This is a genomic window from Pseudomonas sp. MWU12-2345 (assembly GCF_023242385.1).
GTDB classification, from domain to species: domain Bacteria; phylum Pseudomonadota; class Gammaproteobacteria; order Pseudomonadales; family Pseudomonadaceae; genus Aquipseudomonas; species Aquipseudomonas gingeri_D.
Map to the genome: position 1 here is coordinate 50,125 of NZ_JALLJA010000019.1, position 16,310 is coordinate 66,434.

General features: G+C 59.0%; 13 protein-coding genes and 1 pseudogene. 8 read left to right on the forward strand and 6 right to left on the reverse strand.

What is annotated here, in order from left to right; genetic code table 11:
• Positions 1-72: 72 nt before the first annotated feature.
• The 5 genes from urtE to urtA all read right to left on the reverse strand — a co-directional run bounded on the left by urtE (position 73) and on the right by urtA (position 4,980).
• Entirely contained in the window at positions 73-762 is a 690-nt protein-coding gene (gene urtE / locus M5C71_RS27910) for an urea ABC transporter ATP-binding subunit UrtE (RefSeq protein ID WP_248769253.1), read from the reverse strand.
• A 10-nt stretch (positions 763-772) separates the two neighbouring features.
• Positions 773-1,531 (reverse strand): urea ABC transporter ATP-binding protein UrtD, encoded by a 759-nt coding sequence (urtD, locus tag M5C71_RS27915; RefSeq protein ID WP_248769254.1) that lies wholly within the window; start codon positions 1,529-1,531, stop codon positions 773-775.
• On the reverse strand, positions 1,528-2,715 hold the full coding sequence (urtC, locus tag M5C71_RS27920) for an urea ABC transporter permease subunit UrtC (RefSeq protein ID WP_248769255.1): 1,188 nt from the start codon (positions 2,713-2,715) through the stop codon (positions 1,528-1,530). Before urtC ends, urtD begins: the two co-directional genes overlap by 4 nt.
• Before the next feature lie 10 nt (positions 2,716-2,725).
• On the reverse strand, positions 2,726-3,643 hold the full coding sequence (gene urtB, locus M5C71_RS27925) for an urea ABC transporter permease subunit UrtB (protein ID WP_177104652.1): 918 nt from the start codon (positions 3,641-3,643) through the stop codon (positions 2,726-2,728).
• A 92-nt stretch (positions 3,644-3,735) separates the two neighbouring features.
• On the reverse strand, positions 3,736-4,980 hold the full coding sequence (gene urtA, locus M5C71_RS27930; protein WP_248769256.1) for an urea ABC transporter substrate-binding protein: 1,245 nt from the start codon (positions 4,978-4,980) through the stop codon (positions 3,736-3,738).
• A 313-nt stretch (positions 4,981-5,293) separates the two neighbouring features.
• Here urtA and M5C71_RS27935 point away from each other — a divergent pair, with 313 nt between their 5' ends.
• Positions 5,294-8,671, forward strand: coding sequence for an ATP-binding protein (locus M5C71_RS27935; protein WP_248769257.1), 3,378 nt, complete (start codon positions 5,294-5,296; stop codon positions 8,669-8,671).
• Entirely contained in the window at positions 8,646-9,332 is a 687-nt protein-coding gene (locus tag M5C71_RS27940) for a response regulator transcription factor (protein ID WP_152742113.1), read from the forward strand. The genes M5C71_RS27935 and M5C71_RS27940 overlap by 26 nt, the downstream gene beginning before the upstream one ends.
• A 182-nt stretch (positions 9,333-9,514) precedes the next feature.
• Here M5C71_RS27940 and M5C71_RS27945 read toward each other — a convergent pair whose 3' ends face one another.
• Positions 9,515-9,781, reverse strand: a complete 267-nt coding sequence (locus tag M5C71_RS27945; protein WP_248769258.1) for a helix-turn-helix transcriptional regulator — start codon at positions 9,779-9,781, stop codon at positions 9,515-9,517.
• A gap of 559 nt (positions 9,782-10,340) precedes the next feature.
• On the opposite strand from M5C71_RS27945, the gene M5C71_RS27950 reads away from it, so the two are divergent.
• From M5C71_RS27950 to M5C71_RS27975, 6 genes and pseudogenes are all read left to right on the forward strand, one after another.
• Positions 10,341-10,688 (forward strand): hypothetical protein, encoded by a 348-nt coding sequence (locus M5C71_RS27950; protein WP_152742114.1) that lies wholly within the window; start codon positions 10,341-10,343, stop codon positions 10,686-10,688.
• 150 nt (positions 10,689-10,838) lie between these two features.
• A complete protein-coding gene (locus M5C71_RS27955) occupies positions 10,839-12,293 on the forward strand; it encodes a leucine-rich repeat domain-containing protein (protein WP_248769282.1) in 1,455 nt (484 codons plus the stop codon).
• Positions 12,294-12,772: 479 nt separating this feature from the next.
• Positions 12,773-13,120 carry a hypothetical protein gene (locus tag M5C71_RS27960; protein WP_177104656.1) on the forward strand — a complete coding sequence of 116 codons (348 nt, stop codon included), beginning with the start codon at positions 12,773-12,775 and terminating at the stop codon, positions 13,118-13,120.
• A gap of 213 nt (positions 13,121-13,333) precedes the next feature.
• Positions 13,334-14,476 carry a DUF3883 domain-containing protein gene (locus tag M5C71_RS27965; protein WP_248746843.1) on the forward strand — a complete coding sequence of 381 codons (1,143 nt, stop codon included), beginning with the start codon at positions 13,334-13,336 and terminating at the stop codon, positions 14,474-14,476.
• 463 nt (positions 14,477-14,939) lie between these two features.
• Positions 14,940-15,461, forward strand: a complete 522-nt coding sequence (locus tag M5C71_RS27970) for a LasR-specific antiactivator QslA (RefSeq protein ID WP_248769259.1) — start codon at positions 14,940-14,942, stop codon at positions 15,459-15,461.
• A 215-nt stretch (positions 15,462-15,676) separates the two neighbouring features.
• Positions 15,677-16,264: pseudogene (locus tag M5C71_RS27975) on the forward strand (Appr-1-p processing protein); the annotation flags it as partial.
• Between the last annotated feature and the right edge of the window lie 46 nt (positions 16,265-16,310).

The following is a 16,310-nucleotide window of genomic DNA, read 5'->3' on the forward strand; positions in this document are numbered from 1 at the left end:
GGCTCCTACAGGGGACCGCGTTGACCGGGGTTTCGAGTCCGGGTCAAAGCGGTGCCTACAGAGGGTAGATGTCTATACGGAGAGGTAACGGCTGATCGTCGCCTCGTCGACCTTGTCGCGGGTCTCCTCGATAACGAAACGTCCCTTCTCGATCACCAGAAAGCGGTCGGCGATTTCCAGGGTGAAGGACAGCACCTGCTCGGAAACCACGATGGTCAAATCCCGCAGGGTGCGGATTTCCTTCAGGGTCCGGGCGATGTCCTTGATGATCGACGGCTGGATGCCTTCGGTGGGTTCATCCAGCAACAACACCTTGGGATTGGTCGCCAGCGCCCGGGCAATCGCCAGTTGCTGTTGCTGCCCACCCGAGAGGTTGCCGCCCTTGCGCGAGCGCATGTCGTGGAGCACCGGGAACAACGCATAGAGGTCTTCCGGCACCTGGCCCCGGGCCGCGGCCGGCAAGCCGGTCTGGATATTTTCCAGCACCGTCATGCTGGGAAAGATCATCCGCCCCTGGGGCACATAAGCGATGCCGTGCTCGACCCGCTCGTGGGTCTCGAGACTGGAGACCTCACGACCATCGACACTGACCTGCCCGCCCCACTGCGGAAGAATGCCCATCAGGCTCTTGAACAGCGTGGTCTTGCCCATGCCGTTGCGCCCCATCACGGCGACGATTTCCTGCCTGGCCACAACCAGGTCAAGGTCATGGAGGATCTGGCTCTGGCCGTAGCCACAGGACAGCTTGTTGACGTTGAACATGCCTGCTTCCTCAATGGCCCAGATAGACTTCGATGACTTTCGGGTTGTTCTGCACCGACTCCATGCTGCCCTCGGCCAACACCTTGCCCTGGTGCAGCACCGTGACCTTGTGGGCAATGCTCTTGACGAACTCCATGTCGTGCTCGATCACCAGCACCGAACGGCCCTGGCTGATGCGCTTGAGCAACTCGGCGGTCTGCACGCGCTCGTTGACGCTCATCCCGGCGACGGGTTCGTCGAGCATCAGCAGGTCGGGGTTCTGCATCAGCAGCATGCCGATCTCCAGCCACTGCTTCTGCCCGTGGGACAGCAGGTCGGCCTGTTGCTCCAGCAGCTCACCGAGAAAGATCTCCCGGGCCACCTCTTCCACCCGCGCAATCACCGCCGCGCTGCGCTTGAAGAACAAGGCGCTGAACACCTTGCGCCCGGCCGGATAGGACATCTCCAGGTTCTCGAACACCGTGAGGTTTTCGTAGATCGACGGGTTCTGGAATTTGCGCCCGACACCGGCACGGACGATGTTGTACTCGTGCATCCGGGTCAGCTCTTTCCCATCGAACTGGATGCTGCCGCTGGTGGCTCGGGTCTTGCCGCAGATCAGGTCGAGCACCGTGGTCTTGCCCGCGCCGTTGGGTCCGATCACTACCCGCACTTCATTGCGGTCGATATACAGGTTGAGGTTGTCCACCGCCTTGAAACCGTCGAAGGACACCGTCAGTCCCTCGATGGCCAATACCGGTTTGTTCATCTGAAAACCGATGGCGGTCATGGCTGTGTCTCCAGGGAAGGACGTTCAGGGGCTGGAGCTTTCGGTTCGACACGTACGGCCTGTGGCAAGGACGCAGCCACCGGTTGTGAGCGAGGAGAACGTCGCAGCAATCGAGCAAGCGCCTGGCGACCATGACTGTCCCAGAGCCCGGCCAACCCATTGGGGAAGTACATGACCACGGCAATGAACAGCCCGCCCATCAGGTACAGCCATAGCTCGGGAAAGGACTCGGAGAAATAGGTCTTGCCGTAGTTCACCAGCAGGGCCCCATACACCGCGCCGAGCAGCGACATACGCCCGCCGACCGCAGTAAAGATCACCATCTCGATGGACGGCACGATGCCGACGAATGTGGGTGACATAAAGCCCACCTGCAAAGCGAACATCGCGCCGCCAATGGCCGAGAAGCCGGCGGCGATGCAGAACACGAATATCTTGAACGTGGCCACGTCATAACCGGAGAAGCGCACCCGCTCTTCCTTGTCGCGCATCGCCATCAGCAAGCGCCCCAACTTGGAAGCGAGGACAAAACGGCCGATAAAAATGCAGCCGAACAGCAGCGCCGCATTGATGAAGTACAACACCAACTTGGCGCTGTCGGTGCGTAGGTCCCAGCCGAGCAGAGTCTTGAGATCGGTGATGCCGTTGACCCCACCGCTCAGGCCCTGCTGGCCGACAATCAGCACCGTGAGAATCAGCGCGATGGCCTGGGTCACGATGGAGAAATACACATCCCCGACCCGTCGCTTGAACAGTGCAATGCCGATGATGAAGGCCAGCAACACCGGCACCACAATCACCGCCAGCAGCGTGAAACTGAAACTGTGAAACGGCACCCAGAGCCAGGGCAGTTCGGTGATCTGGTTCCAGTCCATAAAGTCCGGAATGCCCGGCGTGGTCTGGATCTTGGTGCTGATCGGATCGGAGGCTTCCAGCTTGAGAAACATCGCCATGCAGTAGCCGCCGACACCGAAAAACACGCCCTGCCCCAGGCTGAGAATGCCGCCATACCCCCAGCACAACACCAGGCCGACGGCAACGAAGGCATAGGTCAGATACTTGCCCACCATGTTCAACCGGAAGGCATCCAGGGTCAGCGGAAACACCACGAAAATCAGCAGCGCCAACAGCGCCACGCCGAGCAGGTTCGGCTTGCCCGCCAGCATCTTGTCTAGAACGTTCATCGGCTCGCCTCTACTTGCGCACTTTGATGGAGAACAGCCCTTGGGGGCGCAACATCAGGATCAGGATGACCCCGGACAGGGTCAGCACCTTGGCCATCGAACCGCTGAGGAAAAACTCCGAGATCGATTGGGTCTGGGCAATCACGAAGGCCGACGCGATGGTGCCGAACAGGCTTTGCGCACCACCGAAGACCACCACCAGGAAGGTGTCGACGATGTACTGCGAGCCGGCGGTGGGTCCGGTGGAACCGATGGTGGTGAAGGCCGCGCCAGCCACCCCGGCGACACCGCAACCCAGGGCAAAGGTCATGCGGTCGACCTTGCGGGTATTGATACCCACGGCCCGGCTCATCAACCGGTTCTGCACCGTGGCGCGCACATGCAGGCCCCAGCGCGAACGATAGAGCAGGACAAAAATGCCTGCCGTCAGCAGCAAGGTCAGGGCCATCATGAACAGGCCGTTGCGCGGGATTTCGATGGAGTCCGTGAGGTTGAACGACCCCATCAACCACTCCGGTGGCGTGGCACTGACTTCACGGGCGCCGAACACCGAACGGAAGGTCTGCTGCATGACCAGGGACAGGCCCCAGGTCGCCAGCAGCGTGTCCAGCGGCCGTTTGTAGAGCCGGCTGATCATCGCCCACTCCACCAGCCAGCCAATGGCGCCGGCGATCAGAAACGACAACGCGATGGCGAAGAAAAAATAGTAGGGTTGGAACGCCGGGGCGAAATGGCTGGTCAGGCTCGAACAGACATAGGTGGTGTAGGCACCGATGGTGAGGAACTCGCCGTGGGCCATATTGATGACCCCCATTTGCCCGAAGATGATCGCCAGCCCCAGCGCCATCAACAACAGCACGCAGAACACGGACAAACCGTTGAACCCCTGCATGGCCGCGATGGCACCAAATTCCGATAGCCATTCCATGATGATGGTCTCCTGCGGTGGAAGTAAAAAAACCGCATCCCCGGCAAACCAGCCCCTGTAGGAGCCGGCTTGCCGGCGATAGGGCCTGAACGTTATTGGTAGCCTTTAGGGAACGGATTCGGCTCGATCAGACCGGACTCGTACACCACCTTGAACTGACCATTGGGCTGCACTTCACCGATGCGGGTCTTGCTCCACAGGTGATGGTTGTCGTGCACTTTCACGTAGCCTTCAGGCGCGGTTTTCAGCTCGATGCCTGGCGAGGCCGCGACCACTTTGTCGACGTCGAAACTACCGGCCTTCTCCACCGCCGCTTTCCACAACCACGGGCCGAGGTAGGCTGCCTGGGTCACATCGCCGATCACCGCATCCTTGCCGTACTTGGCCTTGAAGGCTTCGACGAAGGCTTTGTTGTTTGGGTTTTCCAGGCTCTGGAAGTACTTCATCGAGGCATAGAAACCGGCCATGTTTTCGCCGCCGATACCCAGCAGTTCGTCTTCAGTCACCGACAGGGTGAGCAAGGTCTGCTTGGCGGAATTGACGCCCGCCGCATTCAGTTGCTTGTAGAACGCCACGTTGGAACCACCGACCACAGCGGCGAATACCACATCAGGCTTCTTCAACTTGACCTTGTTGATCAGCGAACCAAACTGGGTGTTGCCCAGCGGGTAATAGTCTTCGCCGACCACGGTGCCGTGCAGCACGTTTTCAATGTGCTTGCGGGCGATCTTCATCGAGGTGCGTGGCCAGATGTAATCCGAACCCACCAGGTAGAAGGTCTTGGCGCCCTTGGTCTTGGCGATCCAGTCGAGGCTGGCAAGGATTTGCTGGGTGGCTTCCTGGCCGGTGTAGATCACGTTCTTCGACTGCTCCAGCCCTTCATAGAAAGTCGGGTAGTAGAGCAGGCCGTTTTCCTTCTCGAAGATCGGCAACACAGCCTTGCGCGAAGCCGAGGTCCAGCAGCCGAACACCGTCGCCACCTTGTCGTTGACCAGCAGCTTCTTGGCCTTCTCGGCGAAGGTCGGCCAGTCGGAGGCGCCGTCCTCCTGGATCACCTTGATCTGCCGGCCGAGGATGCCGCCCGAAGCGTTGATCTGCTCGATGGCCAGACGCTCGGCCTGGATCGAACCGGTTTCGGAAATCGCCATGGTGCCGGTGGCCGAGTGCAGCTGGCCGACGGTGACTTCAGTCGGGGTCACGGCCAGGCCGGTGGTGTTGGCCTCGTCCGCCATCACGCCCTGGCTGAACACACTGGCGGCCAGTAACGACAGGGCCGCCGCTCCCAGCGCCAGACGGCGCGGCAACAGACCTTTGGTGCGGATCAATCGTGGTTCCATGCTGCTACTCCTCTGCGGTGGCGCTGCGGGTTCGCCTGGGAGGGCGGCCAGCAACGGTGATGGCATCAGCATGGCGGCGAGCAGCGGCGGCCGGTATACGCAGCCTGACGTAAAGGCATACGTCATTTGACGTAGGGAAATTCGCACCAAGGTGGCGCAGGCTAGCGCCCGAGGCCCGGCCCGCCTGGCGCTGCACAGAGACGCGCGCCAGCAGGCGCGAAGGCGGCCAAACGGCACGGGGCATGAAAATTGCTCAATTTTTCACCACACCACCGCCAGGCACGGAGCGCCTTGACCGCAGGAGTCTTTCACCGTGCTACCACCCGGCACCCAGCGCATCGCCAAGATCCGTCGCGACTACAACAGCTGGGTCGCCGACGAGACCATGGAGGACTACGCCCTGCGCTACACGCCGAAGTCCTTTCGCAAGTGGTCGGAGCTGCGCATCGCCAACACCGCCCTGGGCGCGGTGTCGTTCCTCGCCCTGGAGGCGATCGGCGGAGTGCTGGCCCTGAGTTATGGTTTCACCAACACCTTCTGGGCGATTCTCGCGGTGAGCCTGGTGATCTTCTTCACCGGCCTGCCCATCAGCTACTACGCCGCCCGCTACGGCGTCGACATGGACCTGCTGACCCGCGGCGCCGGCTTCGGCTATATCGGCTCGACCATCACCTCGCTGATCTACGCCAGCTTCACCTTCCTGTTCTTCGCCCTGGAAGCGGCGATCATGGCGTTGGCCCTGGAGCTGTATTTCCATATCCCGCTGGCCTTCGCCTATGTGATCTGCTCGCTGCTGGTGATCCCGCTGGTGGCCTATGGGGTCACGCTGATCAGCCGCCTGCAACTCTGGACCCAGCCGCTGTGGCTGGTGTTGCTGGTGCTGCCCTACCTGTTTGTGCTGGTGAAAAATCCCCAGGCCTTCAGCGACTGGACCAGCTTCCTGGGCCGCAGCTCCAGCGGTGGTGACTTCAATCTGCTGGAGTTTTGCGCGGCCTGTACCGTGGCCCTGTCCCTGGTGACGCAGATCGGCGAACAGGTCGACTACCTGCGCTTTCTGCCGGAGAAAACCTCGGCCAACCGCAAACGCTGGTGGGCCGCCCTGCTCTGCGCCGGCCCCGGCTGGATCATCCCCGGCGCCCTGAAAATGGCCGCCGGCGCCTTCCTGGCCTTTCTCGCCCTGCAACACGAAATCCCCATGGAGCGTGCCGCCGAACCGACGCAGATGTACCTGGTGGCCTTCAGTTATGTGTTCTCCTCGCCGGAGTGGGCGCTGGGCGCGATGGTGCTGTTCGTGTTCGTCTCACAGATGAAGATCAACCTGACCAATGCCTACGCCGGCTCCCTGGCCTGGTCGAACTTCTTCGCCCGGGTCACCCACAGTCATCCCGGCCGCGTGGTGTGGCTGGTGTTCAATGTGGCGATTGCACTGATGCTGATGGAGTTGGGGGTGTTCGATGTCATCGACCAGGTACTCGGTCTCTACGCCAATATCGCCACCGCCTGGATCGGCTCGGTGGTCGCGGATCTGGTGATCAACAAGCCCTTGGGGCTGTCGCCGAAGCACATCGAATTCAAGCGCGCGCACCTCTACGACATCAACCCGGTGGGCGTCGGCTCGATGGTGATTGCCTCGTTGCTGTCGATCCTCGCCCACTTCGGACTGTTCGGTGCCCTGGCCCAGGCCGCGCCGCCCTTTGTCGCCCTCGGTACCGCGCTGATCATGGTTCCGCTGCTGGCCTGGGCCACCGGCAGCCGCTATTACATCGCCCGCACCAGCGACCCGTTGCTGCTGCGTCCGGTGCAACCGAGTACGCAGGTCACCTGCGGTCTGTGCAGTAATCCGTTCGAAGTCGCGGACATGGCGTTCTGTCCGGCCTACAGCACGCCCATCTGCTCGCTGTGCTGTTCGCTGGATGCGCGTTGCGGCGATCGTTGCAAACCCCAGGGGCGTTTGTCCGCACAGTTCGAGTCGTTGTTGCGCTGGTTGCTGCCCAGCACTATGGTGCCGCGCCTGCATACCCGGTTGATGCATTACCTCGGTCTGCTGCTGGTACTGATCCTGATGCTCAGCGGCGCCCTTGCGCTGATCTATGGCCAGGCGTCCCAGGGGCTGCCCCATTCGGCGACTTTGTACCAGGCGTTTTTCAAGGCATTCCTGACCCTCTCGATGCTGGCCGCGATCCTCGCCTGGTGGATCGTCCTGACCCGGGAAAGCCGCCACGTCGCCCAGGAGGAATCGGACCGCCAGACCCAGTTGCTGATGCAGGAAATCGCCGCCCACCGTGTCACCGACCAGGCGTTGCAAGATGCCAAGGAAGCCTCCGAGGCGGCCAACGCGGCCAAGAGTCGCTATATCACCGGGCTGTCCCATGAACTGCGCACGCCGCTCAACAGCATCCTCGGTTTTACCCAAAACCTGCAGCGCGACGCGGCGATGCCGGAACAACACCAGGATGCCCTGGCGACCATTCTGCGCAGTGGCTCGCACCTGCTGTCGCTGATCGACGGCCTGCTCGACGTGGCCAAGATCGAGGCCGGCAAACTGCGCCTGGAGCTGACGGAAATTCCGTTCCCGGAACTGATCCATGACCTGGAGCTGATGTTCACTCCGCAGGCCCAGGAGAAAGGTCTGCGCTTTCGCCTGGAGCTGATCGGCAAGATGCCGGCGGTGGTGCGTGGCGATGAAAAACGTGTGCGGCAAATTCTGATCAACCTGCTGGGAAATGCGGTGAATTTCACCGACAGCGGCGAGGTTTGCCTGCGGGTCAGTTACATGCGCGAAACCGCGAACTTCGAGATCATCGACACCGGTATCGGCATCGACCCCGAGCATATCGAGCGGATCTTCCAGCCGTTCGAGCGCGGCGACCTGATGCGCCAGGACAAGGGCGTCGGCCTGGGCCTGACCATCACCCGCATGCTCACCTCGCTGATGGGCGGCGAGTTGCAGGTCAGGAGCCAGCAGGACAAGGGCACCTGCTTCCAGGTGCGGCTGTTTCTTTCCCAGGTGCGGGCGCCCCGAGCCGTGGTCCATGTCGAGCACGACATCATCGGCTACCAGGGACCACGACGCCGGGTGCTGGTGGTGGACGATCATGTGGACCATCGCAAGGTGCTCAACGGCATGCTCACACCGTTGGGCTTCGAAGTGGTGCAGGCCAGCAACGGCCAGGAAGCGATTCGTCAGGTCGCGTTGCTGGGGCCGGACCTGATTCTTATGGACCTGTCGATGCCGACCATGGATGGCTGGGAGACAAGCCGCCTGATCCGCCGCAATGCGCTGTCCACGGTGCCGATCATCGTGATCTCGGCCAATGCCTTCAGCGACGAACGCAACCTGGCGAGTGCCTGCAATGACTATCTGGCCAAGCCGGTGCGCACGCCGGAGTTGCTGGAGAGGATTCAGAAGCAACTTGATCTGCATTGGGTGCGGCGTGAAAAGCCGGCGCCGGCGGCACTCCCCGAACCCTGGGTCTTGCCCTCACACCCTGACCTTGTCGCCCTCGGCGAACTCAGCGCCATCGGCTATGTCCGTGGCTTGCAGGAAAAGCTCAACAGCATCCAGGCTGAAGCGCCAGACACGGCGGCGTTTATCGGTTCAATCCACAAACTGCTGAAGAACTTTCGCCTGGACGAAATCAACCGTACCCTCAAGGAGGCAGAAGATGAATGCACTGACCACAGTCGCTGAACCCGGTGTCGTGCTGATTGTGGATGACACGCCGGATAACCTCGCTCTGCTCTCCGATGCGCTTAACGATGCCGGTTATATGGTGCTGGTGGCGCTGGATGGGTTGAGTGCGTTGAACCGGATTGAGCGGCGGCGCCCGGACCTGATCTTGCTCGATGCAATGATGCCGGGGCTGGATGGGTTTGAGACCTGTCGGCGGATCAAGGCGCAGCCGGAGAGTGCTGATATTCCGGTGCTGTTTATGACTGCGCTGACGGAGAGTCGGCATGTGGTGCAGGGGTTTGAAGTGGGTGGCAGTGATTATGTGACCAAGCCGATTCAGATTGATGAGGTGCTGGCTCGGGTTGCGGCGCATTTGCGTACCTCACGCACGCTGTTGTCGGCGCGGGCGGCATCACAGCCAGTGGCGGCCTTGAGCCTGAACGACGAACCGGCCAGCCAGGTGTTGTCGGCACGCTTTCAACTGACGGGGCGTGAGGTGGAGGTGCTGCGCTGGGTGGCCTGTGGAAAAACCAATCGCGATATCGGCACCATTCTGGACTTGAGCCCGCGTACGGTGAACAAGCATCTGGAGCATGTGTATATCAAGCTGGGGGTGGAGACGAGGACAGCGGCGACGTCAGTGGTGCTGTCGGCGATGACTGAGCATCGGCGGATGTAGCGATCTCGATCATTTTCGTGATGCCAGAAAAATGATCAGCGGCATCCAGTCCAGTGGTTTTACAAGTGGCTATAGCGCGCTGAATGCCGGTGAGGCTGTACCGGGAAAATACTTCAACACGTATTCGTCCCATTTGCGGTACGACTTGACCACCACTCTCCAGCTGACATGGACGTCCAGAATCATCGCTCAAGCACTCCCTGTCGCTGTTCAGCGAGAATATCCTCAACCGTACGCTGATGGCCGGCCTTCACCAGCTTCAAGTCATAACCCGCCGCCTCCAGCAATCGCACCAAAGCCGAAACACTCATATCACTTTTGGCCAAGGTCTCCATGCGAGCGACGGTCGAACGCGCCACGCCTGCACGGCTCGCGATCGCCTCCTGACTGAGATGGGCCTCGCGGCGAGCATCCTTCAGCATTTGCGCCACATCGAACAAGGTACTCATTTGTAGCCCTCAGGCATCAAAAAATACGTAATAGTCAATTACTGTAGCCTCGGAGGCACAACCTGACTATGTCCATTGTGGCGTGGTCAGGTTTCTTGGGGCGTCGAGATCAGGTGCAGGAGGCCAACCAACGGGTTGTATGAGGTTACTCAGCCGGCGTTGCATGAGGGCGTGCTCGGAGATGGTTACAAAATTGAATGAGATGAGAGGTCGTTTTTCCGGTGATTTGGCAGAGCCGGCAAGACAACTCGCTTTCCCTTGCGTGAAATTTCCTAGAAAATCCTGACCGCTTGCGCCTGCTAATTTCGATGACTAGTCTTCAGTCCGTCACTGCTTATTCAGTGATCGGGTTTAGTCGCCCGGGATAGATTGGCGCACAGCGCCCCCTTGGAATGAGGCGTTTTTTATTGCCTACATTTTATGGTGGCTGTGCGCAGGGCACCCTCGTGGTGCGCCGGTTTCTCCAATCTTCCGGTCGACTAACCTGTGCACAGCTGCCACCCACAATCGTTTAGTCGCGACGGCGTGGTGGCTCCAACCGCCAGATTGGAGATTTACCATGTACAAAGTCACACCCAACCCACCGGGAACCTCCGGTGTCGAAAGCATTGACCCCCAAGCCGCTGATCGCGCCTTGGCGTACTACATACTGCCTCAAGGCGGCGGTCCAAAACGCCCTGGTATCGTAGGAACACAAGAGAGAGCCTCTACCCCGCAAAGCCGAGAAGAAGCCCTCGTCAACGCCAGCTCAATCCTGGACTCCGCTGCCGCCACCGCCTATGAAAATGCCGACAACCTCACGGGTGCGAACCGAAAGGTGGCGATGGGCGTCGTGCATCTGATCGAGTTGGCTCAACGGCAGGTGGATTCAGTGATTGAAGAACAGCCTGCTGGGGTCACAAACTGACGGAAAGCAGCGCGGCATAAAGGGGAGCCTGCTCCCCTTTTTTCACGCATGCCTCTGGACACTTGGCTGACTTCACTGGCTAATACCTCCATCAATCCTTTCGGCTCACTCACTTCGGACTCGTCAATAGTGCTGAACCGCAACGCCCTGATGGCCCAACTCTCTGCCACACCCGATGACATTGCAGCGCGCGCTTCGCTCTATCGCGATTTGCTCAACAGCGGAGAGGCTTCCCTGGATGGCCTACGAGTAGCCGCCGGCCTGTGCGATCCGGCCGCTATCGCCGCAGTTGCGCAGTTGAGCGCCACCGCGCATACCAATCGCCCCAAGGCATTGTTGTCGCAGCTTCGTGGACTGCCCGTAGACCATGTCGAGTTGGAGAATGCCGAGCCTGAGTGGTTTGACGCCCTGGCTGGGCTGCCACTGCGTACGCTGGTACTCAACGGCCCGAATTTCAGCTTTGATCAGACTGTATGGCAAAGTTTGCCAGCCGTTGCCCTCGAGACATTGGAAATCAGTGGCTTTTCGCGCGATGAAAACGCCAGCAGCCTCCCGTCACTCGAACGGTTGCGCCGACTGAAGTTGGAAACCTACGGCGAAGACTTCGACGACCGTTTCCTCCAGCAACTCGGTAGTGGCGCGCTGCAGGAGTTGTCGTTGAACCGTTGTGATGAGGTCACCGACGACGGCCTGCTCGGACTGTCACGACTCAAGTTGCGTTCACTCACATTCGAACGCGCAGGGGAACTCACTTCACGTGGAATGCAGCACTTGCGCAATCATCCACTCGAGCAGCTATCGCTAGGTTGGAATGGCGCAATCCTGAAGGACCCTTCCTGGCTCCGCGGCCTGACCGCATTGCGCTCGCTGAGCCTCGATTACTGTTACGCAACCGACACCATGCTCCACGCCATCCAGGGCCTGCCGATCGAACGGCTTTCGCTGCAATCTTCGTATATCGGCGAGGACGACATTGCCGAACTGGAAGGCATGCCACTCGCCGATCTGGATCTTAAATCTTCACAGCAAATGATCGAGCGGCTCGATGTGCTGCACGCGTTTCCACTGAAGCGCCTGGGGCTCTCCGATGTGCAAGGCATCGACGCGCATACGTTGCGCGATCTGCGCGGTCTGGAACTGGAATCGCTGGACCTTTCATTGAACGACATCACCGGGAAGGAACTGAAACAACTGGCCGGTCTACCGCTGAAGCGGCTTAATCTCAGTTTTTGTCACGGCATTGACGGCAAGGCTTTACGAATGCTCGTCGAATTGGGATTGCCGTTGGAGCAACTGGAGATAAGCGGTCTGGATCTACGCGACGCCGACTTGGCCTGCTTGCGCGATCTGCCGCTGCGGCGCCTCGGGTTGTATGAAAGTCCTTGGCTCACTGACGCCGGAGTCGCCCACCTGGCGCATTTGCCACTGCGAGATCTGACACTCGCGGCGGGTCCGGGGGAATCGCAGCTCACTTCAGCCGTGGTGTCCGTGTTGGAGCAGTTGCCACTACAAAAATTGTGGTTGCCGAACAGCTCAGGGATCAGCGCAGAAGGGTGGGACCGCTTGGCCAGATTGCCGGCCCATGTGACTGGGCCTGGTATTTGACAGGTCGTTGAAATCCACATAACCACTGAGTCGTATCAGTCCTAAGTACCTGGAAAATCGAGGGCCCAGCAGGAGAATTCGCGCTCCCGGCCAACTGCCCTTTCAGCGTTTTAACACCGTCAAATCAGCTGCGCTTTTTCAGTGATCTTGCAGTGCCAGCAAGACAACTCGCTTTCCTTTGAATGAAGTTTCCTAGAAAATCCTGAGCGCTTGTGCCTGCCAATTTCGCTGGCTAGTCTTCAGTCCGTCACTGCATATCAGTGATCGGGTTTGGTAGCCCGGTATAGATTGGCGCACAGCGCCCCCTTGGAATGAGGCGTTTTTTATTGCCTGCATTTTATGGTGGCTGTGCGCAGGGCACCTTCGGGCGCGCCGGTTTCTCCAATCTTCCGGTCTACCAACCTGTGTACAGCCGCCACCCTCAAATCGTTTGGTAGCGATACTGGTGACGGCTCCATCCGTGAGATTGGAGATTTGCCATGTACAAAGTCACACCCAACCCACCGGGAACCTCCGGAATCGAAAGCATTGACCCCCAAGCCGCTGATCGCGCCTTGGCGTACTACATGCTGCCTCAGGGCGGCGGTCCAAAACGCCCTGGTATCGCAGGAATACAAGGCAAGCCCCCGGCGCCACAAAGCCGAGAAGAAGCCCTCGTCAACGCGAGCTCAATACTGGACTCCGCTGCCGCCACCGCCTATGAAAATGCTGACAACCTCACGGGTGCGAACCGCAAGGTGGCGATGGGCGTGGTGCATCTGATTGAGTTGGCTCAACGACAAGTTGATTCCGTGATTGAGGACCAGCCCGCTGGGATAACAAACTGACAGGTACAAGCCCAGTGCGATTTAGGGGGGAGCTGTGCTCCCCTTTTTACTGACGACTAGAAAGCTCTCCCCATCAGGTGCTCGTAAGATTTTTCGTCGAGCCAACAGGATATTTTTCCTTCTCTGGACAGCCATTTCTAAGACTTCGCTTTTTATGTGAGACTCTCCTGCAAATTCACAGGATTTGACTTACATAGTGGCGCATGACGCGAAATGAATGATCTCTCCAGACTGCAAAGCCCTGCCGCCGTCCAAGCCGCCTTTGACGAGTTTTCAACCCTGGGACGCTCTGCCTTTCTGAAGCGGTATGGCTTCGGAAAATCGAGGTACTTCCTGGTACGCAATCCACGAAATGGCGAACAGTGCGATATCAAAGCCGTTGTGGCGGTTGCCTACGGAGTGCAATTCCCATCTGACGGCCCACTGAGCGCGACAGCACTTGTGGAAAATGAAGCGACCGTCGCGGCCAAATTGCAGTCGCTCGGGTTCGAGGTGATCCGAATCGGAGAGGACTGGTCCCAGGACGAAGTCGATGCGACCGTAGCCGATTACTTTGAGATGCTGAGGCTTGAAGCTGAACAGCGCCCCTACAACAAAACCGAACACAACAGCGCATTGCGCACCCGCCTCAACGGACGAAGCAAAGGTTCGGTGGAACTCAAGCATTCGAACATCAGCGCCATTTTGGCCGGTCTGGAATTGCCATTTATTCAGGGCTACAAGCCCCGAGGCAACAGCCAGCTTTTGCTGCGTCAAGCGGTTCAGGCCTATGTCACAGACAACCGCAGCGTCATGCACAAAGTTGTTGATGCACTGGAGGAAGTGAAGGCGCCCGGGGAAAAGACCTACACCGGCACCGTGCTGGTGGATGCGCCCAAGAAGGAAGCTTTACTTCAGGCATCCGAAGCCGCATCGCGCATCCGCATACCCCGTAAGCTCAATTTCGCGGCACGTGACGAAGCCAACCGACAACTGGGTCGCAGCGGAGAAGAATGGGTCATCGGCTACGAGCACCAGCGATTGCAGGAAGCTGGCTACCCGGATCTGATTCAGCAACTGGAATGGATATCGGACACCCGAGGCGACGGTGCCGGGTTCGATATTTTGTCCTTCGATACACCGGTGGACCATCGGTACATCGAAGTCAAAACCACCAACAATGGAATAGCAGCGCCCTTCATCATCAGCCACAACGAGTTGCAGTTCTCAAAAGAGATGGATCAACAGTTCTTTCTCTACCGGGTGTTTGAGCTGCGCAACGCGCCAAAGCTCTTCATTCTGCGCGGGGATCTGTCGGATCAGTTGTACCTGAAGCCCTTGGATTTCAGAGCGAGCTTTCGAAACTACGTTGGCTGAATTTCCAGCCGGCCAATCACACTGAGTCAGTTTGGCAGTGACTTCCATGGTGCCAGAGCCTAGCCCCCGACCAAACGCACGCAACACGAACCGCAAGACATTTCCCTACCTCTATCGGATACTTCGCACGAAATTTAAGTCCCACTGGAACTTAAACAGCTCTACCCCCTTCGATTAGTCTGGTTGCGCGGCACGCGCCATAGCTACCCGTAGTCGGCGCTTTTTGGCGTCTGGCTGCTGCATCTATGGTGGACCGCGCGAGGCAGGCTTCGGCCTGGCCGGTTTCCTTGGTTGCCGGTTTCTGACCCTCGTGCGGTCCGCCACCCTAACCGTGTCAGAACGGCGGATGGCGGTTCCTTAATCCAACCAGGGACCATAAGGAAAATGACCTACCCTCCTTTTACGCCCGGGCACCGCCCACTCCGTCTGGAGTCGACATGTCTCGATCACGGAGAACACCTCCATGATTGATCGCTCATTACTCTCCCGTTTGCCCATCCCCTCGCTCATCAAACTCGCCTCGCTGAGCCACGACGAAGCGGTCGATCGGTTACGTCATGCCGCCCGGCTCTGCCTGGACGGTGCCCGCTCGCTCGCCTTTGAGGATCAACAACAAAAGGATTTGGCTGACAAACTGATCGAGGATGCCCTCGCGCTTTACGATCTGGCCTTGCAGCGGCGGCATCCTCCGCCGTTATCCGATTCACCGGCCATGGTTCGCGTCAATGCTTCAAGCGATTCCCCTTCTGTGCCACTTACACCCTGGGATGATCAGTTTGCTCAGGAAATCGCCAGTGGAACCCGTTGCGTGGAGCGCTGGCTGGAGCGACAAAACACCCAACCGCTGTGGTGGCAACTGACGCAGGCGCGTATCAACCATCCGGAAGGGGATCGGCGCAATGCTTTCGAGGCGGGATTTTTAAGACGGTTGCAGCACCACTTGATTGCGGCACAGCACCAGCATGTTCGAAGGTCGCCGGGTTAAGCGCTCTGAGCGGTGGATGACTTACTTAGTGACTTCCGCGGTGACTTCCGAGGTCGCCCATCAGGCCCCGACTACTCGGGGCCTGATGGGCGACCGCAGTTGATGACGACGATGAGTACTCATGCAAAATGGGGCGCTATCAAACCGAAACGCTAACCCACCATCACCTACTGATCAAAGGACGTCTTGGCATCATGTGCGGCACCGATGAAATGAAAAAATTGACACCGGCACGAGCCCTCATCGCCGAGCTGGTTCGTCGCTACTGGGTTCTAGGGATGGAATGTAGCCTGCTTGAAATCCAAAAGCTGGCTTGGTTTCTCGAGCGCGCCATCGAAAAACTCCCAGGCACGGAGAATCCTTTAAATCTGCAGTTCGTCGCCCACAAATATGGACCTTATGCCAACCGCCTGGATCACCTGCTCGACAACCTCGACGGTAGCTACCTGCACTGCGATAAACGCATCAGTGATGCGGGCATCAATGATGTGATCTGGTTCGATCAGGAACGAAAGTCCTTTTTGCAGGCCTACCTGAAGACTGAAGCCAAAGAGTTCACAGACGCCTTGGAAAGCACCACACAGCTGATTGATGGTTTCGAATCGCCATTTGGTATGGAACTGTTGGCCACGGTGGACTGGTTGTTGTATCGCGAAAACGTGGAGCCGACTATTCCTGCGGTGCGCAAGGCTTTACAAGATTGGGAAGGTGGAGCAAATGCGGCCGCTCGTAAAGACAAGCTGTTCGACGATCAATCGCTTGAAATTGCTTTGAAACGATTGGCCGCCAGTAACCTGCACTGAATCCAAGGCCTCTGTCAGGCGACCTTATCCACAAATGAATGATAGC